The organism is Pseudoalteromonas sp. J2K-J599 (assembly GCF_059295115.2).
Window position 1 is genome coordinate 42,784 of the sequence record NZ_CM200271.1, and the last position, 20,939, is coordinate 63,722.

The 20,939-nt window shown below is 40.7% G+C and carries 18 protein-coding genes, 2 tRNA genes and 3 rRNA genes; 17 read left to right on the forward strand and 6 right to left on the reverse strand.

Annotated elements, in window-relative coordinates; translation table 11 throughout:
• Positions 1-33 precede the first annotated feature (33 nt).
• Both aroE and AC5NT5_RS00205 read left to right on the forward strand, forming a co-directional pair.
• Positions 34-858 (forward strand): shikimate dehydrogenase, encoded by an 825-nt coding sequence (gene aroE, locus AC5NT5_RS00200; protein ID WP_494514184.1) that lies wholly within the window; start codon positions 34-36, stop codon positions 856-858.
• Positions 855-1,109 (forward strand): DUF1488 family protein, encoded by a 255-nt coding sequence (locus AC5NT5_RS00205; protein WP_004335144.1) that lies wholly within the window; start codon positions 855-857, stop codon positions 1,107-1,109. Before aroE ends, AC5NT5_RS00205 begins: the two co-directional genes overlap by 4 nt.
• On the opposite strand, the gene AC5NT5_RS00210 is transcribed toward AC5NT5_RS00205, so the two are convergent.
• A complete protein-coding gene (locus tag AC5NT5_RS00210) occupies positions 1,101-1,646 on the reverse strand; it encodes a gamma carbonic anhydrase family protein (protein ID WP_182756972.1) in 546 nt (181 codons plus the stop codon). The genes AC5NT5_RS00205 and AC5NT5_RS00210 overlap by 9 nt on opposite strands.
• A 588-nt stretch (positions 1,647-2,234) precedes the next feature.
• On the opposite strand from AC5NT5_RS00210, the gene AC5NT5_RS00215 reads away from it, so the two are divergent.
• From AC5NT5_RS00215 to AC5NT5_RS00245, 7 genes are all read left to right on the forward strand, one after another.
• Positions 2,235-3,770, forward strand: a 16S ribosomal RNA gene (locus AC5NT5_RS00215).
• A gap of 76 nt (positions 3,771-3,846) precedes the next feature.
• Positions 3,847-3,923 (forward strand) — tRNA-Ile (locus AC5NT5_RS00220).
• Positions 3,924-3,973: 50 nt separating this feature from the next.
• Positions 3,974-4,049: transfer RNA gene (locus AC5NT5_RS00225), tRNA-Ala, on the forward strand.
• Between the two features lie 305 nt (positions 4,050-4,354).
• A 23S ribosomal RNA gene (locus tag AC5NT5_RS00230) occupies positions 4,355-7,244 on the forward strand.
• A gap of 146 nt (positions 7,245-7,390) precedes the next feature.
• Positions 7,391-7,505, forward strand: a 5S ribosomal RNA gene (gene rrf / locus AC5NT5_RS00235).
• The 16S, 23S and 5S rRNA genes sit together here with 2 tRNA genes alongside, the layout of an rRNA operon.
• 468 nt (positions 7,506-7,973) lie before the next feature.
• A complete protein-coding gene (locus AC5NT5_RS00240) occupies positions 7,974-9,167 on the forward strand; it encodes a TonB-dependent receptor (protein ID WP_182672493.1) in 1,194 nt (397 codons plus the stop codon).
• A complete protein-coding gene (locus AC5NT5_RS00245; RefSeq protein WP_182672492.1) occupies positions 9,167-9,628 on the forward strand; it encodes a hypothetical protein in 462 nt (153 codons plus the stop codon). Before AC5NT5_RS00240 ends, AC5NT5_RS00245 begins: the two co-directional genes overlap by 1 nt.
• Positions 9,629-9,668: 40 nt before the next feature.
• On the opposite strand, the gene AC5NT5_RS00250 is transcribed toward AC5NT5_RS00245, so the two are convergent.
• Positions 9,669-11,624: a putative bifunctional diguanylate cyclase/phosphodiesterase gene (locus tag AC5NT5_RS00250; protein ID WP_494514183.1), complete on the reverse strand. Its 1,956-nt coding sequence runs from the start codon at positions 11,622-11,624 to the stop codon at positions 9,669-9,671.
• Positions 11,625-12,021: 397 nt separating this feature from the next.
• Here AC5NT5_RS00250 and AC5NT5_RS00255 point away from each other — a divergent pair, with 397 nt between their 5' ends.
• From AC5NT5_RS00255 to AC5NT5_RS00290, 8 genes are all read left to right on the forward strand, one after another.
• Positions 12,022-12,954 carry a CHAD domain-containing protein gene (locus tag AC5NT5_RS00255; protein ID WP_182672490.1) on the forward strand — a complete coding sequence of 311 codons (933 nt, stop codon included), beginning with the start codon at positions 12,022-12,024 and terminating at the stop codon, positions 12,952-12,954.
• Positions 12,955-12,980: 26 nt separating this feature from the next.
• The gene (locus AC5NT5_RS00260; protein ID WP_494514182.1) at positions 12,981-13,880 is read left to right on the forward strand and encodes a DUF350 domain-containing protein; all 900 of its coding nucleotides are present in this window, start codon (positions 12,981-12,983) and stop codon (positions 13,878-13,880) included.
• Positions 13,881-13,883: 3 nt separating this feature from the next.
• Complete coding sequence (locus AC5NT5_RS00265; RefSeq protein WP_182682754.1) at positions 13,884-15,605, forward strand: polyamine aminopropyltransferase; 1,722 nt, start codon at positions 13,884-13,886, stop codon at positions 15,603-15,605.
• Positions 15,606-15,684: 79 nt separating this feature from the next.
• Positions 15,685-16,098, forward strand: coding sequence for a YjfI family protein (locus AC5NT5_RS00270; protein ID WP_004335098.1), 414 nt, complete (start codon positions 15,685-15,687; stop codon positions 16,096-16,098).
• A 24-nt stretch (positions 16,099-16,122) separates the two neighbouring features.
• The gene (locus AC5NT5_RS00275) at positions 16,123-16,815 is read left to right on the forward strand and encodes a PspA/IM30 family protein (protein WP_004335088.1); all 693 of its coding nucleotides are present in this window, start codon (positions 16,123-16,125) and stop codon (positions 16,813-16,815) included.
• 74 nt (positions 16,816-16,889) lie between these two features.
• Positions 16,890-17,528, forward strand: coding sequence for a DUF4178 domain-containing protein (locus AC5NT5_RS00280; RefSeq protein ID WP_494514181.1), 639 nt, complete (start codon positions 16,890-16,892; stop codon positions 17,526-17,528).
• Positions 17,525-17,845 carry a hypothetical protein gene (locus AC5NT5_RS00285; RefSeq protein WP_024597423.1) on the forward strand — a complete coding sequence of 107 codons (321 nt, stop codon included), beginning with the start codon at positions 17,525-17,527 and terminating at the stop codon, positions 17,843-17,845. Before AC5NT5_RS00280 ends, AC5NT5_RS00285 begins: the two co-directional genes overlap by 4 nt.
• A 15-nt stretch (positions 17,846-17,860) precedes the next feature.
• Positions 17,861-18,046: a hypothetical protein gene (locus AC5NT5_RS00290; protein WP_024597424.1), complete on the forward strand. Its 186-nt coding sequence runs from the start codon at positions 17,861-17,863 to the stop codon at positions 18,044-18,046.
• A 29-nt stretch (positions 18,047-18,075) separates the two neighbouring features.
• On the opposite strand, the gene AC5NT5_RS00295 is transcribed toward AC5NT5_RS00290, so the two are convergent.
• From AC5NT5_RS00295 to AC5NT5_RS00310, 4 genes are all read right to left on the reverse strand, one after another.
• A complete protein-coding gene (locus AC5NT5_RS00295; RefSeq protein WP_004335077.1) occupies positions 18,076-18,477 on the reverse strand; it encodes a hypothetical protein in 402 nt (133 codons plus the stop codon).
• 10 nt (positions 18,478-18,487) lie between these two features.
• A complete protein-coding gene (locus AC5NT5_RS00300) occupies positions 18,488-19,021 on the reverse strand; it encodes a hypothetical protein (protein ID WP_272451728.1) in 534 nt (177 codons plus the stop codon).
• A 109-nt stretch (positions 19,022-19,130) separates the two neighbouring features.
• Positions 19,131-20,507 (reverse strand): class II fumarate hydratase, encoded by a 1,377-nt coding sequence (locus AC5NT5_RS00305; RefSeq protein ID WP_494514180.1) that lies wholly within the window; start codon positions 20,505-20,507, stop codon positions 19,131-19,133.
• An 11-nt stretch (positions 20,508-20,518) separates the two neighbouring features.
• Complete coding sequence (locus tag AC5NT5_RS00310) at positions 20,519-20,884, reverse strand: hypothetical protein (protein WP_223231703.1); 366 nt, start codon at positions 20,882-20,884, stop codon at positions 20,519-20,521.
• Between the last annotated feature and the right edge of the window lie 55 nt (positions 20,885-20,939).

The window sequence follows — 20,939 nt, forward strand, 5'->3', positions numbered from 1 at the left end:
GCAGTGTTATAGCTGCAAAGAGGTTGCTTTAAAATGGACAAATATGCGGTTTTTGGAAATCCAATTAAACATTCAAAATCCCCCGCGATACATAAACAATTTGCTGTATCACTGGGTGAGCAAATCGACTATCGCGCAATATTAGCACCTATCGATAACTTTGAAAAAACAGTATTGTCTTTTTTTGAGCAAGGCGGTGTGGGTGCTAACGTTACAATGCCATTTAAAGAGCAAGCTTATGCAATGGCTGATGAGCTTACGCCATTAGCCAAAATAGTAGGGGCTGTTAATACATTAAAAAAACGAGATGATGGCTCATTACTCGGTGATAACACCGATGGTGTGGGCTTTGTAAATGATTTACTCGCTAATGAAGTAGCCATAACTAATAAACGCATTTTAATCATAGGTGCGGGCGGTGCTGCTCGAGGGGTTATTTTACCTTTGTTAGAGCATAACCCTCAGGAAATAATAATAGTTAATCGCACAGCACAAAAAGCCAAAGAACTCGCAGAGCTGTTTACCCAATATGGACCAGTATCTGGCTTTGGTTTTGATGATTTACCAGTAAGCGATTACTCACTAATTATAAACTCTACCTCTAGCAGTATGAATAACGAACTTCCAGCACTTGATAAAAAACACATAACTAACTGTGAAGTCGCTTATGACATGTTTTATTCACTGCAAAATACCATTTTTATGAATTGGGTTGCACAGCATAATATTAACGCTAAGCTTTTAGATGGCAGTGGCATGCTAGTTGGCCAAGCTGCTCAAGCATATTATGTATGGCGTAATAAAATGCCAAAAATACTTCCCATTGTTGATGCGCTCAAACAAGGAACGCTTAAATGAATCAGGCAATACAATTTATAGATAGGCTAGAGTTTAGAGAGCCCGATCATCAGTTAGTATTTTTTGCACAAGTTAGTGGCATGCTGGTGGAGTGTGTAATAGAAGTAAATACACTTAAATTAACAGACGAAAGCCATGCAACAGAGTATTTTGAAAAGTATCGTTTTGATTATGAAGAACGTGCCGAGGAGCTTATCGAAGAAGAAAGCTATAACTCGGCAGGCCAAATTGAAGTAAGCTTATTAACTTAAGTTAGCCATTTCAGCTAAATACTCATCTTTAAGTGATACATAGTTATCTGCAGATATTTTTAAAAAGGCAAGTTCTTGCTCCGTTAGAGGGCGGGCTTGCTTAGCTGGACTCCCTACATATAAGTAACCAGACTCTAAACGTTTGTTTGGTGGTACCAAAGAGCCGCCACCTATAATCACATCATCTTCAACAACTACGTTATCCATAATAATAGCGCCCATACCTACAAGTATACGGTTTCCTAATATACATCCGTGCAGCATTACCTTATGACCTACAGTTACATCGTCACCTATAATAAGTGGATAACCAGCTGGATTGCTTTTAGTTGCACGAGATAAATGCAATACACTGCCATCTTGTATATTGGAGCGTTTACCAATACGTATATAGTTAACATCGCCTCGGGCGGCTACTAAAGGCCAAATACTACTATTATCACCTAAAGTAATATCACCAACCAAAACTGATGACTCATCAATATAAACAGACGAATTAAAAGAAGGAGTTACACCTTTATAAGAACGGATTGCCATATTTAGTACCTTTTAGATAATAGTTATTAGCTTTGAGTGTATCAGCAAGGTTATTTTTGTACCATAAAAGGCACTGTTTGGTTACAAAACTATCAGTTTTAGGGTGTTTAGTTCAGATACTGACCGAACAGTATCTTTTTTTACTTTTTCTTTAAAAAAGTACTTGCGTAAAAATCTGTTCTCCCTATAATGCGACCCCACTGAGACGGGAAACGCCGAAGCATAGCAAGGTACGAACTACTCAGAGAGTTAAATAAAACTTCGGTTTTAAATCTTCCAAAAGAAAATTTAAAACAAAGTGTTGACTCGAAAAATAAAGGGTGTATTATTCGCATCCCTTGAGTCGCTAAAGCGACTCAAAACGTTCTTTAACAATATAAAGCAATCATCTGTGTGGGCACTCGTACAGATTGAGTTCTAACAGCCAACCTACTTAGGTAGCGAGGCAAACAAATTAGAGTCTCAATTGAAAACTGAGTGACCAACAGAGGTAACTTATTTATAAGTTGCTTCGGCACAGTCAATTCAATATCGAAAGATATTAAAAAATTCAGAATTCATTGAGCTGTCGAAAGACATAAAACTTTTTAATTGAAGAGTTTGATCATGGCTCAGATTGAACGCTGGCGGCAGGCCTAACACATGCAAGTCGAGCGGTAACAGAAAGTAGCTTGCTACTTTGCTGACGAGCGGCGGACGGGTGAGTAATGCTTGGGAACATGCCTTGAGGTGGGGGACAACAGTTGGAAACGACTGCTAATACCGCATAATGTCTACGGACCAAAGGGGGCTTCGGCTCTCGCCTTTAGATTGGCCCAAGTGGGATTAGCTAGTTGGTGAGGTAATGGCTCACCAAGGCGACGATCCCTAGCTGGTTTGAGAGGATGATCAGCCACACTGGGACTGAGACACGGCCCAGACTCCTACGGGAGGCAGCAGTGGGGAATATTGCACAATGGGCGCAAGCCTGATGCAGCCATGCCGCGTGTGTGAAGAAGGCCTTCGGGTTGTAAAGCACTTTCAGTCAGGAGGAAAGGTTAGTAGTTAATACCTGCTAGCTGTGACGTTACTGACAGAAGAAGCACCGGCTAACTCCGTGCCAGCAGCCGCGGTAATACGGAGGGTGCGAGCGTTAATCGGAATTACTGGGCGTAAAGCGTACGCAGGCGGTTTGTTAAGCGAGATGTGAAAGCCCCGGGCTCAACCTGGGAACTGCATTTCGAACTGGCAAACTAGAGTGTGATAGAGGGTGGTAGAATTTCAGGTGTAGCGGTGAAATGCGTAGAGATCTGAAGGAATACCGATGGCGAAGGCAGCCACCTGGGTCAACACTGACGCTCATGTACGAAAGCGTGGGGAGCAAACGGGATTAGATACCCCGGTAGTCCACGCCGTAAACGATGTCTACTAGAAGCTCGGAGCCTCGGTTCTGTTTTTCAAAGCTAACGCATTAAGTAGACCGCCTGGGGAGTACGGCCGCAAGGTTAAAACTCAAATGAATTGACGGGGGCCCGCACAAGCGGTGGAGCATGTGGTTTAATTCGATGCAACGCGAAGAACCTTACCTACACTTGACATACAGAGAACTTACCAGAGATGGTTTGGTGCCTTCGGGAACTCTGATACAGGTGCTGCATGGCTGTCGTCAGCTCGTGTTGTGAGATGTTGGGTTAAGTCCCGCAACGAGCGCAACCCCTATCCTTAGTTGCTAGCAGGTAATGCTGAGAACTCTAAGGAGACTGCCGGTGATAAACCGGAGGAAGGTGGGGACGACGTCAAGTCATCATGGCCCTTACGTGTAGGGCTACACACGTGCTACAATGGCGCATACAGAGTGCTGCGAACTCGCGAGAGTAAGCGAATCACTTAAAGTGCGTCGTAGTCCGGATTGGAGTCTGCAACTCGACTCCATGAAGTCGGAATCGCTAGTAATCGCGTATCAGAATGACGCGGTGAATACGTTCCCGGGCCTTGTACACACCGCCCGTCACACCATGGGAGTGGGTTGCTCCAGAAGTAGATAGTCTAACCCTCGGGAGGACGTTTACCACGGAGTGATTCATGACTGGGGTGAAGTCGTAACAAGGTAGCCCTAGGGGAACCTGGGGCTGGATCACCTCCTTATACGATTTAGAACTTATTTGTTCGTAGTGTCCACACAGATGATTGTTATTGTAAAGAGAACAACACTTATTGTTTTGGGTCTGTAGCTCAGCTGGTTAGAGCGCACCCCTGATAAGGGTGAGGTCGGTAGTTCAAATCTACTCAGACCCACCACTTCTTGTCTAATCAAGAAGATGGTTAAAACAGTAAGTACCAGCATATGTGGGGCTATAGCTCAGCTGGGAGAGCGCCTGCCTTGCACGCAGGAGGTCAGCAGTTCGATCCTGCTTAGCTCCACCACTTTTACTTCTTAAAAATAAATATTCTTTATCGGGCTATTAACAGCCTGAGAATAGAGTGTGTTTAATTTTGAGAGGTTTTTGTATCTCTTGCTCTTTAAAAATTTGGAAAAGCTGATAATAAAATTCTGATGAATACATTGTATTTATCAAGAGTTTTCAAAAGTAAAAAAAGAATGGTAGCAGTACCATTCAGTGCCATTTAATTAACTCTTTGAGTTGATTGATTGGTATCTACTTTAGTATTCAATATTGACTTCTGGCGAAGTTAAACTGTCACAAAACAAAGACCCGTTTGGGTTGTATGGTTAAGTGACTAAGCGTACACGGTGGATGCCTTGGCAGTTGGAGGCGATGAAGGACGTATTAACTTGCGATAAGCCTAGTCAAGCTAGTAAAAAGCGCTTGAGACTAGGATTTCCGAATGGGGAAACCCACCTGCTTGCAGGTATCGTTAACTGAATACATAGGTTAACGAGGCGAACGCGGAGAACTGAAACATCTAAGTACCCGTAGGAAAAGAAATCAACCGAGATTCCGAAAGTAGCGGCGAGCGAAATCGGAACAGCCCTTAAGCTTATTATGTGTTAATGGAAGGCTCTGGAAAGTGCCACGATACAGGGTGATAGTCCCGTACATGAAAAGACATTTTAAGTGAAATCGAGTAGGTCGGAGCACGTGAAACTTTGACTGAATATAGGTGGACCATCATCTAAGGCTAAATACTCCCAACTGACCGATAGTGAACCAGTACCGTGAGGGAAAGGCGAAAAGAACCCCTGTGAGGGGAGTGAAATAGAACCTGAAACCGTGTACGTACAAGCAGTAGGAGCCCACTTGTTGGGTGACTGCGTACCTTTTGTATAATGGGTCAGCGACTTATATTTTGTAGCGAGGTTAACCGAATAGGGTAGCCGTAGGGAAACCGAGTCTTAACTGGGCGAATAGTTGCAAGGTATAGACCCGAAACCCGGTGATCTAGCCATGGGCAGGTTGAAGGTTGAGTAACATCAACTGGAGGACCGAACCCACTAACGTTGAAAAGTTAGGGGATGACCTGTGGCTAGGAGTGAAAGGCTAATCAAACCGGGAGATAGCTGGTTCTCCCCGAAATCTATTTAGGTAGAGCCTCGGACGAATACTTACGGGGGTAGAGCACTGTTAAGGCTAGGGGGTCATCCCGACTTACCAACCCTTTGCAAACTCCGAATACCGTAAAGTAATATCCGGGAGACACACGGCGGGTGCTAACGTCCGTCGTGAAGAGGGAAACAACCCAGACCGCCAGCTAAGGTCCCAAAGTCATAGTTAAGTGGGAAACGATGTGGAAAGGCCCAGACAGCCAGGAGGTTGGCTTAGAAGCAGCCATCCTTTAAAGAAAGCGTAATAGCTCACTGGTCGAGTCGGTCTGCGCGGAAGATGTAACGGGGCTAAACTATGCACCGAAGCTGCGGATTCAGAATTTATTCTGAGTGGTAGGGGAGCGTTCTGTAAGCGGTTGAAGGTGTACCGGGAGGTATGCTGGACGTATCAGAAGTGCGAATGCTGACATGAGTAACGATAATGGGAGTGAAAAACTCCCACGCCGGAAGACCAAGGGTTCCTATCCCATGTTAATCAGGGTAGGGTAAGTCGACCCCTAAGGCGAGGCCGAAAGGCGTAGTCGATGGGAAACAGATTAATATTTCTGTACTCGATATAATTGCGATGGGGGGACGGAGCAGGCTAAACAAGCATGGCGTTGGTAGTCCATGTGAAAGTGAGTAGGTTGGCGACTTAGGTAAATCCGGGTTGCTATTAAGACTGAGACACGAGACGAGTCACTACGGTGATGAAGTTGTTGATGCCATACTTCCAGGAAAAGCCTCTAAGCTTCAGATTATATGGAATCGTACCCCAAACCGACACAGGTGGTCAGGTAGAGAATACTAAGGCGCTTGAGAGAACTCGGGTGAAGGAACTAGGCAAAATCGTACCGTAACTTCGGGAGAAGGTACGCTCCTATCTGTGATGAGACTTGCTCTCTAAGCGGACGGGAGCCGCAGTGACCAGGTGGCTGGGACTGTTTATTAAAAACACAGCACTGTGCAAAATCGCAAGATGACGTATACGGTGTGACACCTGCCCGGTGCCGGAAGGTTAATTGATGGGGTTATCCTTAGGGAGAAGCTCTTGATCGAAGCCCCGGTAAACGGCGGCCGTAACTATAACGGTCCTAAGGTAGCGAAATTCCTTGTCGGGTAAGTTCCGACCTGCACGAATGGTGTAACCATGGCCACGCTGTCTCCACCCGAGACTCAGTGAAATTGAAATCGCAGTGAAGATGCTGTGTACCCGCGGCTAGACGGAAAGACCCCGTGAACCTTTACTACAGCTTGGCACTGAACATTGAACCTACATGTGTAGGATAGGTGGGAGACTTTGAAGCAGCGACGCTAGTTGTTGTGGAGTCGTCCTTGAAATACCACCCTTGTAGTTTTGATGTTCTAACGTTGGCCCCTGAATCGGGGTTACGGACAGTGCCTGGTGGGTAGTTTGACTGGGGCGGTCTCCTCCTAAAGAGTAACGGAGGAGCACGAAGGTTGGCTAAGTACGGTCGGACATCGTACGGTTAGTGTAATGGTAGAAGCCAGCTTAACTGCGAGACAGACACGTCGAGCAGGTACGAAAGTAGGTCATAGTGATCCGGTGGTTCTGAATGGAAGGGCCATCGCTCAACGGATAAAAGGTACTCCGGGGATAACAGGCTGATACCGCCCAAGAGTTCATATCGACGGCGGTGTTTGGCACCTCGATGTCGGCTCATCACATCCTGGGGCTGAAGTCGGTCCCAAGGGTATGGCTGTTCGCCATTTAAAGTGGTACGCGAGCTGGGTTTAGAACGTCGTGAGACAGTTCGGTCCCTATCTGCCGTGGGCGTTTGAGAATTGAGAGGGGTTGCTCCTAGTACGAGAGGACCGGAGTGAACGAACCGCTGGTGTTCGGGTTGTCATGCCAATGGCATTGCCCGGTAGCTACGTTCGGAACTGATAAGCGCTGAAAGCATCTAAGCGCGAAGCAGGCCTCGAGATGAGTTCTCACTAGACTTTTAAAGTCTCTGAAGGGCCGTTGAAGACTACAACGTTGATAGGCAAGATGTGGAAGTGGTGTGAGCCATTAAGCTAACTTGTACTAATTACCCGTGAGGCTTAACCATACAACGCCAAACGCGTTTTATGCGACAGTTTAGACAGAAGTTAATATAACTAAAGTAGATATTACTTAATAAAGACTTAAAAAATATTATCAGATATTTTCCAAATTCAGTTAGTGCGTAGAAATACGAATTAACGCCCAAATTTGCTTGGTGACAATAGCGTTTTGGACCCACCTGACTCCATGCCGAACTCAGTAGTGAAACGAAACAGCGCCGATGATAGTGTAGCATTTGCTATGTGAAAGTAGGACATTACCAGGCTTCAAATTGTAGAGAGCCCGACTAGAAATAGTCGGGCTTTTTTACGTCTGCAGAAAAGTTAAATGTGGTGAATTACTCACATATCACATTATAATTTAGCTAATTTACATCCTACCAAACACTTATATTAAGCACTCAATCTCGGTGAACGAGATAAATTAAGAATCAGTTTGATCCCCTACTTAGTTGATAAGTATCTATATAAATATAGTTAAGCTCTATCTCAATAATACTGAATGGGATTGAGGTGAAAACAGTGTTAACTAGGTACTTAATACTCTTATAGAGCACATATATTGTGCCAACATGTAATTCATTGACTATAATCATTATTCCTAGGTCGCGGTAAAGAGCGCTACTTAAAATAATTAAATAATTGATTATTCGAACTGGTGAATTATTTCCTTGTTAGCATAATTAATCTTCATTGTACTTTGCATAATTCAACAAAGGATTTAATTTTCTCTGATGCGATATAAAATATCTTGGTGCTTACTTTTTACCACTATGCTTACTCATTTTTCAGCTTTTTCTAATGAGTTAGAATTTTCTGGTTATGCTCGAGTTATTGGTGGTTACTTAGACGAAAAAAATGTCGAATTTAAGGGATATGAAGACAGTATTAAATTTTCTCCATCTAGTTTAATTGGATTCCAAGGCGAGTATCAATTTGATGATAAGTGGTCTGCAACAGCCCAAGTTTTGCTAAGAAGCAATAACACAACAGCTTCTGACAACTCAGGGTTAGAGTGGTTATATTTAACATATAGGCCAACTGATAATATTCAGATAAAACTAGGAAAATTACGCACACCTTTTTTTACTATGAGTGACTTTTCGGATGTTGGTTTTGCGTACCCATGGATCAATCCACCTCAACAAGTTTATGATACTTATTTATTTAAAACATTTAATGGCATAGATGCTGTTTATAAATTTGGTGCAGAAAACTTTGATTTGAGCTTTGAAGGTTACTATGGTGAAGAGTCGGGTGATATAGGGATAGGCGCCTTAAGAACGGGCTTTGAAGTTGATAACCTTTTAGGGTTCATTGGTAAGATTAATATTGAAAACTTAGAATTTAGAGTTTCCCGTTATAATGGGAATATCAAGCTTGATATTGATGAGATAAGACAGCTAGAAAATGTTCTTAATAGCCTTAATTTTACAAAAAGTGCCAGCTCGGTAAAAACAAAAGGTAGGGCACATGCAGACCAATTCGGCGTAATTTACGACAATTTAGATTATTTTTTTAGAGGTGAATGGGTCCGCATTAAAACTGATTTAGGGATAGTGCCTATAATTCAAAGCTATTATTTAACTGCCGGTGTTAATCATGCTCCTTTTACTTACCACTTAACATTTGCAGATAGCGACGTAGAAACTCGTTCTGCTGAAAATGAAATTCCGTTAGGTATTAATAGCGACTTAGATCAACTTGCATATGGGTACAATCGTATTTTTGATGAATCTACGCCTGACTCAATTAAGAGTTGGACGGTTGGTGTACGCTGGGATGTGTTGCCAAACCTTGCCTTAAAAGCTGAGTTTTCAACCCTAGAAGGCGACGATGTAAAAGACTCGTTTTTCGTTACTCCTGATGACTCTGATTTTGATAAAAAAACTAATCTTTATCTTATTGGTTTGGATTGGGTGTTTTAATGATATTTTTTAAACCTATTAATAACATTAAAAAAATAATGATGCTCTTTGTATTCGCTAGTAGCCTATTTGGTTTTAGCATTTCAGTTTATGCAGAAAATACAAACCCCTCGAACGTCATTATTGTAGTAAATACCACAGATAAAAACTTATCTTTTAGTAAGCAACAAATTCGCCATATTTATATGGGCGGAGCTATGAGCAGACAATTTAAAGCAGTTAACCTATTTGTCGGCAATCCGCTTAGAATAAATTTTAACACTAGGATGGTAGGTCTTACTGAATCTAGAATACAAGCTTATTGGGCCCAAATGCGATTCACGGGGCGCAGCAAGCCCCCTGTTGAATTTGAGTCTACAGAAGAGGTTATAGAGTACTTACTAACCGTTGAAGACTCAGTAGCTTACCTTCCAGCAGGAATTACTATACCTAAAGAGCTCACCATAATTGCACTAAATTAAAAGTAAGCCGTTTGCTTAGTAAAAAATCAATTACACTGAGTTATTTTGAAGTTATTGTTAGTTCTTTAAATAATGTTTTCGCTCGTTCAATTGCGTGTGGTAGTTGTGCAATGCACACTGGTTTTGCAAAGTAATAGCCCTGCATTTCATCACTACCATTTGATACTAGGTAGTTAGCTTGGTCGGTTGTTTCAATTCCTTCGCTACATATTTTTAAACCAAGGCGTTGGCCTAAATCGAGTATTGCTTGTAATACTGCAGTGTCTTTTGCTGAGCTTGCATATTGATTTACAAACATTCGATCTATTTTTAATGTATCAATTTCAATTTTAGTAAGGTAACTCAATGAAGAATAACCTGTGCCAAAGTCATCTAATGCAATTGAGCCTCCCATAACTTTTACTTGATTAAAAAATTGATTCGCGTTTTCAAAATTTTCTAAATAGCTTGATTCTGTTATTTCAAACTGAATATTTGAAATATCGACGCTATGTTCAAGTAGTTTACTTTTTACAGTATGAATGAAGTTATGATCTTTTAAGTCATGGCTTGAAAGATTCATGGAGACGAGTACATTATTCCCCATAAGTTGTTTTAGCATTTGCATATCTTTAAATACTTGTGTGATCACCCATTGGGTAATCGCTTTTATTTTACCTGCTTGTTCCGCTATAGGTATAAACTCACTAGGAGAAACAAAACCTAGCTCTTTGCTTTGCCATCTTATTAAGGCTTCTAAGCCCTGAGTTTCGCCTGTATTCGACATTTTAAGCTGATAAAATAACTCAAATTCATTTTGCGCTATTGCGTGAGATATTAAGTTAGCGACTTGCGCTTTTCGTTTGTTATCTTCAAGCATTTTATGGTGGAATATTGTATATGCGCCTTTGCCTTTTTCTTTTGATGTGTACATTGCAATATCGGCATTACTGATAAATGTATTTATATCAAATTCAGCCTCTTTGGCACTTGCAATACCAATACTAATACCCGCTGGTACGTCCCACTCATTTATAGTGAATGGCTCTTTCATACCCTCAATGATATTTTCGGCAATATCTATAACAATAGATTGCTCAGTGATATTAGGTAGCATAATTAAAAACTCATCACCGCCTAAGCGTGCAATTATGTCGTTACTACGCAGATAACTTTTCACTTTTTTAGCCACAGCTTGTAAAAGCATATCTCCGGTTTCATGGCCTAGGGTGTCGTTAACGCCTTTAAAACTATCAACATCAAAGAACATAATCGCAACGTCTCGGTCGTTACTTTTACTACTAGCTAGTTCGAGTTTGAGTAGGTCCATAAAAAACATGCGATTAGGTAAACCTGTTAATATATCGTAATTGGCGAGGCGCTCCATTGAATGCGTTTGTACTAAAAGTTGTGCGGTGTGTTTATGATTGGTTTGGACTTGGGAGTCAATTGTTTGTAGTAATGCATTAATGTCGTTACCAAGTTGAGATACTTCATCATGACCAGTGACTTGGTATTGAAGCTTATAATTTGTTGATTTTTCAACTTTCTGTGTGAACTTCGAGAGCGCTAAAAGTGGGCTTAATAAACGCTGATATATCCAAAATGAAATAATAATGGTGAGTGCAATAATTAAAACAACAAATGGAGCTGCACTATAAAAAAGGCTAATTTTACTTTCATTCAGTGGCTTTTTAAAGTCTTGCACAATGAGCAAATATCCAATAGGAAATTGCTCCTCTCCAATTGGCTTTAAGGCCACTAGTCCTTCATTGGTTATTGTAACCGCATAAGGTAAATTTTTTGGTTGAATACTTATAAGTTCAGGCTTAAAGCTCTCAAGCTCTAAATAGTTGGGGTGGACATACGATTGGATTAATTGCCAGTCAGCGTCAAATACATTAACAAACTTAATGTGTTCGTACCGATCAAAACCGAGCAATTCTGTGGTTATAGAGAACAAATCAACTTGCTCAGACATAACACGTAATAAGCTATCGGAAATATTTGAAGACATTGCATCTAAATTTTGTTTAACAGATTGGCGATATAAATCTTCGTGTTCATTAATCGCGAGGAAAAAAACTAAATTTGCGCTAAATATAATTAAAACCGTTGTTATTATAATAAATTTATATCGAATACTATGAAGCATCAAATTTAACCCTTAACCGTCATTTAATTATGTTTTAGTTATTATTGTGTAATCAGGCAATCCATAATTACAAAAAAGTTACTTATTACGCCCTTTGTAGCACTAAAAGCCTAACATTGAGAATGCTTTTAAATTCATATACTAAATATAGCTGTTTATTTAATTTTGTACTGACTTACTTTGTTGCAATTTCATTCTTGGTTTAATAAGTGACCTGTGTAAAACTACCTTAGTTAATTTAGTAAATCAGGTGACATGAATGTCGAATATTAAAGCTTGGAAACTTATAAGCCTGTTTTGTTTGTTCGCAGTGCTTATGGGTTGTCAATCTAAAGAAGAGCAGCTGCAACAAACAATTCAAGAGTCTATTAAAAAAGCAGATACAGAGCTGTCACAGCTTGGTACTGCGCTTGATAATGGGAATGTGCGCAATGCTGTATTACTTAAAGAATATGGCGAGCTCCTTAAAAAACAACAACCAGAGCTTACAAAAGTTGTTGATGTAATTACCCTTGATGCAACGCGCCAAGGTGCACTTTATAGTGGTTTAACACAGCGACTTAAAGATATTAAAGGAACTTACTTAATTCCTCCTTACGAAGATACGTTGCATAGCATTGATTTGTTGCGTGATGCGTCTAAACCTACGCTATTTTCTGATGCGTTAACCGATCCTATTAATATGCTGGCTGATATGTCCAAAGGCACTTTAGCGCGTGTAGGCGCAATTAGTAAGCAAGCTGAAGGTGAGGGTGTTGGTAACCAAATGGTAGGTAACCCTAACTATGGTAACTGGCAAACAAATAGTAATGGTATTAGCTTTTGGCAATGGTACGGCATGTACCGTATTTTAGGCGATGTATTTGACCGTGTTGAATATGGTAGTTGGAGCAAGCGCCGAAAGTATAGTTATTACAATGACTATGGCCGTTCGCGTTATTCAAGCCCTAAACAAATTAAAACCCAAAGCGCGCTAGAAACACGCACGCGCCAAACATACCAACGCCAAGGTAAGCAGTTTACAAGCCCTTATGCGAGTAAAAAAACAGGTGCATCCGGTTTAAGCCGTAGTAGTTATACGCCACCAAAAAGCCGCAGTAGTTATTCTCGTTCGAGCAGTTATAGCAATAGCTCAGGATCGGTGCGTGATAGCGGTAGCAGAACCTCTCGTGGCGTGAGCCGTGGTAAGTAAAAGAATAAAGTTGGAGTTAGAATAATATGTATGAATTTAATGGAATAACTATGTGGTCGCTACAAGCATTGGCGATTGATTTTGTAATTATTGTTTTATTATTTGTAAGCCTTAAATATATAAAAGGCTGGGTTTCAAACTTACACGCAAATGATGAAATAACAGAGCGTGATAACTTTGCTTTTGGTATTAGCTTTGCCGCTGGTTTAGTGGCACTGGCGATTGTATTAACAGGTGTAAGTAGTGGTGCTTTTGCTGCAACACTGCAACAAGAAGCACTGCAAATGTTAGCTTATGGCGCATTAGCAATTGTACTTATTAAGTTGGGTCACTTTTTTCAAGATAAAGTAGCGCTTCGTAAAGTAAGCCTGCACGACGAAATAGTTAAAGGTAACGTTACAGCTTCAATAATTGATTTTGGTCATGTTGTTAGCGTTGCAATAGTTATTCGCTCAGCACTTTTATGGGTAGCTACTGATGACTGGCATGGCCTTCCAATTGTAATTGCAGCCTTTATTATAGGTAGTGTTGTATTACTACTTGTTAGCCAGTACCGAGTGCAGTTATTTAAGCGTACAAACAAAAGTGGCGACTGCCTACAACAAGCAATTGTTGATGGTAACTTAGCTGTGGGTATTCGTTACGCTGGATTTCTAATAGGTAGTGCATTAGCTATTACAGCTGCAACGGGTGTTGCGCCATACGCTGCTGATAACATTAATGCGAGTTTACTATACTGGGCTATTAGCGCAGTAGTGAGCCTTGTCGCATTTATTATTTTGCACTTAGTGACAATTAAAATAATTTTATCTGGTTGCGATATTTCCGATGAAGTTAATCGTCAAAAAAATGTAGGTGTAGCAGCTATTTCTGCAGCAGTATCATTTGCTGTAGGTATCACTATGGCAACCTTACTAGGCGCATAATCAGTGTCATCAACCAACACTCCCCCAAGTAAGTCTCGCTTACTTGGGCACGATATATTACTAATTACTGTTATGGCCGTGCTTGCTGGGTGCGGCCTTATTTATGAATACTTACTGTCTCATTATGCGGGGCGTGTACTTGGCTCAGTAGAAAGTGCTATTTACGCCATGATCGGTACTATGATTGTAGCAATGGGCTTAGGCGCTTTTTTAGCGCGTTGGTTTAAAGATGCATTTACCGCTTTTGCTTGGCTAGAAAGCATTATTGCTTTGGTTGGCATGGGCTGCATTTTAGCGATAGCGGGTGTAATAGCTGTAAGTTATTCTCTTCCTCATTTATTTTCGAGCATTTTTAATTTACCCCCAGATGTTGTACTTAATGGTTACGTATTTCAAAAGCTACAAGAGTGGTCACGTTTTCTACCTTATGTTTTTGGTTTAATACTGGGCTTATTTATTGGTATGGAAATACCGCTTATAGCGCGCATTCGTCAGCACGTTTATGGTCGTTTTTTAGAAAACAACGCAGGGACTATTTATGGTGCCGATTATATTGGTGCTGGTATTGGTGCCGCCATTTGGGTAAGTATCATGCTCTCAATGCCTATAATGCAAGCTGCGGCGTGGACGGCGTTATTTAATATCATCGCAGGGCTCGCTTTTTTATGGCGTTACCATGCCCATGTGCGCTTTGCTAAGGCACTTTTAGTTTGCCATATAGTACTGCTGGCATTGTTTGGCTTTATTTTAGTATTTGGCAGTAGCTGGATGAACAGTCTAAGTAATGTTTTATACAAAGATAAAGTAATTTATTCGCAAGCAACTAAATACCAACACGTAGTTTTAACCGAAAGATTAAGCAAAAACCAACCTCAGCCAATCACCGATTTATATTTAAATGGGCGTTTACAGTTCTCAAGTATTGATGAGCAAATATATCATTCAATGCTGGTTTACCCTGCAATGCTTGCCTCTAACAGACACGACCGTGTATTAATAATTGGTGGTGGTGACGGGTTAGCGCTTAGAGATGTTTTAAAATGGCCTGTGAGTGAAGTAACGCTAATAGATTTAGACGCGCAGCTTCTCAATTTATTTGGTCATAAAGACGGTGACTTTACGCCCCCAGAGCACATCAATAAGCGATTACTACAGCTAAACAATAAATCGATGCAAGACTCGCGAGCCAACATAATTGTGGGTGATGCATTTTTAGAAGTTGAAAAGCTGCTTGATCAATCTAAGCAGTTCGACACTATCTTAATTGATTTACCGGACCCAAATCACCCTGATCTAAATAAAATGTACAGTGACTACTTTTATAATCACGTACGTCAGTTATTAGCACCCGATGGCGCAATGGCGGTTCAATCAACTTCACCTTACCACGCTAAAAAAGCGTTTTTAAGCATTGCTAAAACAGTTAAAGCCGCAGGGTTTGAGTATGTTGAGCAGTATCAGCAAAACATACCTTCGTTTGGGCAGTGGGGCTGGACTATAGCCACTAAAATGGGTCAGTCGGCCAGTGGCCGTATTAATGATGCGACGGCTATGCCTGTGCCATCAAGGTGGATTAGTAAAGAATATTTATTGGCAAGCTTTGTATTTCCTAACCACTACTTTGAACAAGTTAAAAGTATTGAGGTCAATAGGTTAGGATCTGGTCAGTTGTATGATTACTACCGAACTGCATGGCAAATAGAAAGCGAATTGTATAAAAACTAACAAAACATGGTTGACATAATATGTCAGCCATGAGAATCTTAACTCAGACATAATATGTCAAACGACAAAAGGCAGAGACATGGAATTAAATGAACTTTCAATAAAATTAGCTTCTTTTGAAACTGAAGGCGCTAACTTTGAGTCTTTCTTGATTGCCAACCCTGGCGAGCAAGATGTTTTACAAGTCATTGTTGATGGAAATGATGAACTTCCAATTTTTGTTACACAAACGCAAGAGCAGTTGTTATGTATTAGCTACTTGTTTGACGAAGATGAAGTTAAGAGTGAATTACGCAACGAGTTAAACGAAACATTACTACGTTTAAACGTGCCAATTCCACTGAGTGCATTTGCTAAAATCGATAACAAATACGCGATTTTTGGTGCACTGTCGGTAAATTCATCATTAGATGACGTTACCCACGAACTAGTGACATTAGCCGATAACGCTATCGATGCACTAGAAGCCGTGACCTTGTATTTAAACGATTAATAGCCAGTTAGTGGAGTTAAGATTATGAGTATTTTAAAAAAATTATTTACAGCAGTACGTGGCGGCGCTCGTGAAGCAGGCGAAGCAATTGTAGACAAAAATGGCATCCGTATTTTTGAGCAAGAAATTGCAGACGCGCAAAATGCACTTCACCGTGCTAAAAAAAGCCTTACTGAAGTAATGGCCAAAGAAATGCAAACTAAGCGTAAAATTAGCGCTGTAGATGCATCAATCGCTGAACACGAAGCGTATGCAGGCCAAGCTCTTGAAAAGGGCAACGAAGCGCTGGCATTAGAAATTGCAGAAAAAATTGGTGACTTTGAAGCTGAAAAAGCCGAAAACGAGCAAGTATTATCTGGTTTTAGTAACCATATTGTTGCGCTTAAGCAGCAAGTTAAAGATGCTGAAAAATCGATTAAAGAGAATCAGCGCCAGCTTACAATGGTTAAAACCACTGAAAGCGTACAGCAAGCAACAATGGCTGTTAACAGCACGCTTAATACAAACAGCTCGTCTATGACATCGGCTCGTCAATCGCTTGAACGCATTAAACAGCGTCAACAAGATCGTAGCGACCAGCTAGGTGCTGCAAAGCAACTTGAGTCAGACGTAAATGGCGATGACTTAAAAGCAAAAATGGCTGAAGCAGGCATTGGCGACACAAGTCCAAAAAGCGCTGATATTTTAGCTCGCATCAAAGCGAAGCAAAATAGCTAACCATTACGTTTATACTTTAAAAAGGTAACCGAGTTTTGCTCAGTTACCTTTTTTGCTTAGAAGGCAGCCTTCCTATGTTTAATTTTTTCAAATCTAAAAAAGAGCCAGAGCGTCAGCTTAATCATCCGAGCGAGCTTAAAAAAGGCGACATGTTTAGTGTTATCGACTCATTTGCTTATCCGGCATGGTTAAAAGGTGAAACGCTACGTGTTACTGATATTCAGACTTACCAATATCAGCACAGCAGCGATACTGAGTTTGTACTTGAGACAAATAGCGGCCAAGTTGTATTTTTACAAATTGAGCAAGATGACGGCGAAGAGTGGGCTAACTTTTCTATTAAAATTCAGCGAAACGAAGTTGAAGAGATATTTGGCCTTGATGAGTTTGCGCGTATTTTTGATGAAGAGTCGTTAACCCACATTACAGTGCAAAATACACCAGAGCGCTTTATGCAGTTTTTAGCTAAAAGCTATCAACAAAGCGAGTCGCCTTATGTGTGTTATTTCCATAATAAAGACTACCGCAACCAAGCATTACCTCGCTATGAGCAAGAAGGTGGTGAGCCATGCGAAATGATTTGTTTAGCATCAGATAATGAAGGCTTTGGTTTAAATATCGAAATTTGGGATGGCGGCGAAACCGAAGTATCGCTAACACTGACGCGCCCAATGTCAGACATTGTAGACTTGTTTCCCGGAGATGCTAAGTGAGTGATGCTAAAGACAAGTGGTTGCGTCAGGAACAAGCTGTACGTGCCACACAAATGGCATTTGATCTAAGCAGTGAAGTTCAAAAGCTGATAAAAAAGCAAGCTATTGACCAAGAGTTAACGCCGTCAGATATGATCCGTAAAATACTTGGCTTAGATGTAAAATCTAAAAAAACGCGTCAACGTTTATCGTTTAATTTAAATGATGACGAGATTGCGCAACTAGCCAGTCGCTTTGATGTCCCAAGTGATGATAAGCGAGCCGTAAAACAACAAGTAGCTGACTTACTAATTGCTCACACTAAAAAAACTAAGTAGTTGCACTAGATTATTATGAATATTACTCTAATTGCTTATCTACTTATTTTTGCGTTGTTTGGTACTGCGGCGAGTTATTTTGTACGCTTTATTTATGCATATTGGGTGCTTAAAACAATGCCCATGAAGTACATTATAAAAGCGGGTATTTGCGTAGTGCTGGTTGTTGTAATTTCAGCGTTAATTCCGTATTTAGGTTAACGCTGAGATTAAATTATACGCGACCATTTTTATTTTATATCAAACGACTGGCATTGGTGATTAATACACAGCGACTGCACTTCAAGTACTGGTGAACAATCGGTTAAGCCTTGTGCTTTATTTTGTATTTTTTCTTGTTTTGTTATTTGTTGAGCAAGCTGTTCTGCTTCTTCTTGAGATGTGTTCAGCGTTGAATAAACAGCATACTTACTCGGTCCGCCGCATGCGCGGGCGCCCACTTCAAGTACTTTGCACTGAAAACTTGCGGTGCAGCTGTTATTACTCACCATGTTACTAAGATCATAGTTTAAGTCAGACAAGTTTTTACTTTGCTCATTTGACGTCACAGTACTAGCACAACCACTTAGTAATAAAATGCTGCTAGCAATGCTTAAAATTGATAGTTTAATTGCCGATGGTAAACAACTCATAACGTTATCCTTAAAATGCACTTACCGCTGAACCTTCAAGTTTAACACATTTATTTTCAACACACTGCGTGCTTGGCGTTGTTAAATGCTGACAAATGCTCATCATCCCTTTTTGTGAATTATAGTTACTTTCAAGCTTAGTAATTTTATCGCTAAGGGCTGCTACTTGTTTTTCAGACGCTGATTTTGTTGAGTACACAATAAAGCTGCTTGGCCCACCACATGCGCGACTGCCTACTGCACTTATTCTGCATTGAGTGCTGGTATCACATTGCGTATCTGTAATTAACGTATTTAATTCGGCTTTAGCTGTTTTTATATCGTCTATTGAAACGTTTTTTAAATCGTTTATTGAAACGCTTTCAGCAATTACATTATTTTTTGTATTTTCTTGTAATTGAGTGTTTTCTTTTAGCTTTTGCAGCTCTTGCTTTGGCGCTTCAGTTTCTGAGGTTATTGTTACTTGCTGCGTTTCAGTTGGCGTTTTATCTAAGCATGCAGTTAAACAAAGTGGTAAAAGTATGGCTAACAATGGGGTACGCATAACAAACCTTGATAGTGATGAAATATTCATCACTATCATACACGGTGCATTTTTTACGGCAATAAAAACTATATTATCAAGTAATTAAAGCCGTGAAAAATATCGTTTATTAAAGTCCACCCTGCGTTAGTTTGGTGGGATTAAGTAGCTTTTCGAGTTCACTGCGTGGTAAATCGGTTTCTTGTTCGGCTACATCAATAATAGGGCGGGCTTCATTATAAGCCTGCTTTGCTATTTTTGCTGCTTTTTCATAACCGATCACCGGATTGAGCGCAGTCACTAAAATTGGATTTTTAGCGAGTGCTTTATCTATATTAGGCTGATTTACTTTAAAGCTGGCGATGGCTTTATCGCCCAATGCTTGTGCGCTATTGGCAAGTAATTCTATGCTTTGCAAAATATTATACGCAATGACTGGCAGCATAACGTTTAGCTCAAAATTACCCGCTTGCCCTGCTACTGTAATGGTCGCGTCGTTACCGATTACTTGTGCGCTTACCATGGCTGCGGCTTCTGGTATTACCGGATTTACCTTGCCAGGCATAATAGACGAGCCCGGTTGAAGTGCTTCTAGCTCTATTTCGCCTAAGCCCGCAAGTGGCCCTGAGTTCATCCAGCGTAGGTCGTTCGCTATTTTCATTTGTGCTACAGCGAGTACTTTTAATTGCCCCGAAAGCGCTACTATGGCGTCTTGTGAGCCGATGTTATAAAAAAAGTTACTACTAGGCGTAAATCTAATGCCTACATTGGCACTCAGGTTTTCTGCAAATTTGGCTGCAAACTTAGGGTCTGCATTTATTCCTGTTCCAACAGCTGTACCGCCTTGTGCCAGTTCGCATACACGCTCTAAGCTATGTCTAATTCCTGCTGCGGCATGATTAACTTGTGACTGCCATGCACTTAGTGTTTGATCAAACGTTACAGGCATTGCATCCATTAAATGCGTACGGCCCGTTTTAACTATATGGCCTACTTCAGCTTTTTTCTTTTCTAGGCTTTGTGATAAGTTTTCAAGCGAAGGAAGTAATTCATACACTACATTTATTGCGCTACTGAGTGCGATAGCAGTAGGGACTACATCGTTAGAACTTTGCCCCATGTTTACATCATCATTAGGGTGAATGCTTTCACTGCCTAATCGGCTAGCAAGCGTTGCAATAACTTCGTTGGCATTCATATTTGAGCTTGTGCCCGAACCTGTTTGAAAAATATCAACGGGGAAATGCTCAACATGCTCGCCATCAATAATACTTTGACAAGCTTGCTCAATAGCATTTGCTTTGTCTTTACTTAAATGGCCAAGCTCGCAGTTACTTTGTGCAGCGGCTTGTTTTATATAAGCCAGTGCAGTGATAAATTGCTTTGGCATAGATAAGCCACTAATGGCAAAGTTATTAACTGCTCGTTGTGTTTGCGCTTGATAGAGCGCATTAGTAGGTACTTGTAGCTCGCCCATGCTGTCTGATTCTGTTCTAAAGTTGCTCATAAGTGTGCTCCTTAAAAAGGGTTGAATTCGTGACTAAGAATACGAGCTTCACGCTCAAGTATTAAAAATTGTGCAGTATTGTTATGCACCTTATAAAACCGTTTTAATGCTAATAATGGTTTGTATAGCTGCTCTAAACATTGTTTACGAATAGCATTATGTATAAGAGGGTCGCACATTTTGTTCATAATTTCATGGTGTGTGCGCCTAAGATAAAACTCTTGAAGCAAGGGATTATGTTGTTGCTCAAATTTTTTGGCGACGTTAAGGGCGGTTTCTATGTAGTCGGCAACGAGCATGGGTGCATGCAGGCCAGGTCTTAAGCAATGACAAGAGAGTTCTTGATGGTAACGATGCTGGGCATAATTTGAAGACATAAAAAAACCGACTCAAGTTAACGATAATAGTTATCATTACATTTAATCGGTTTCA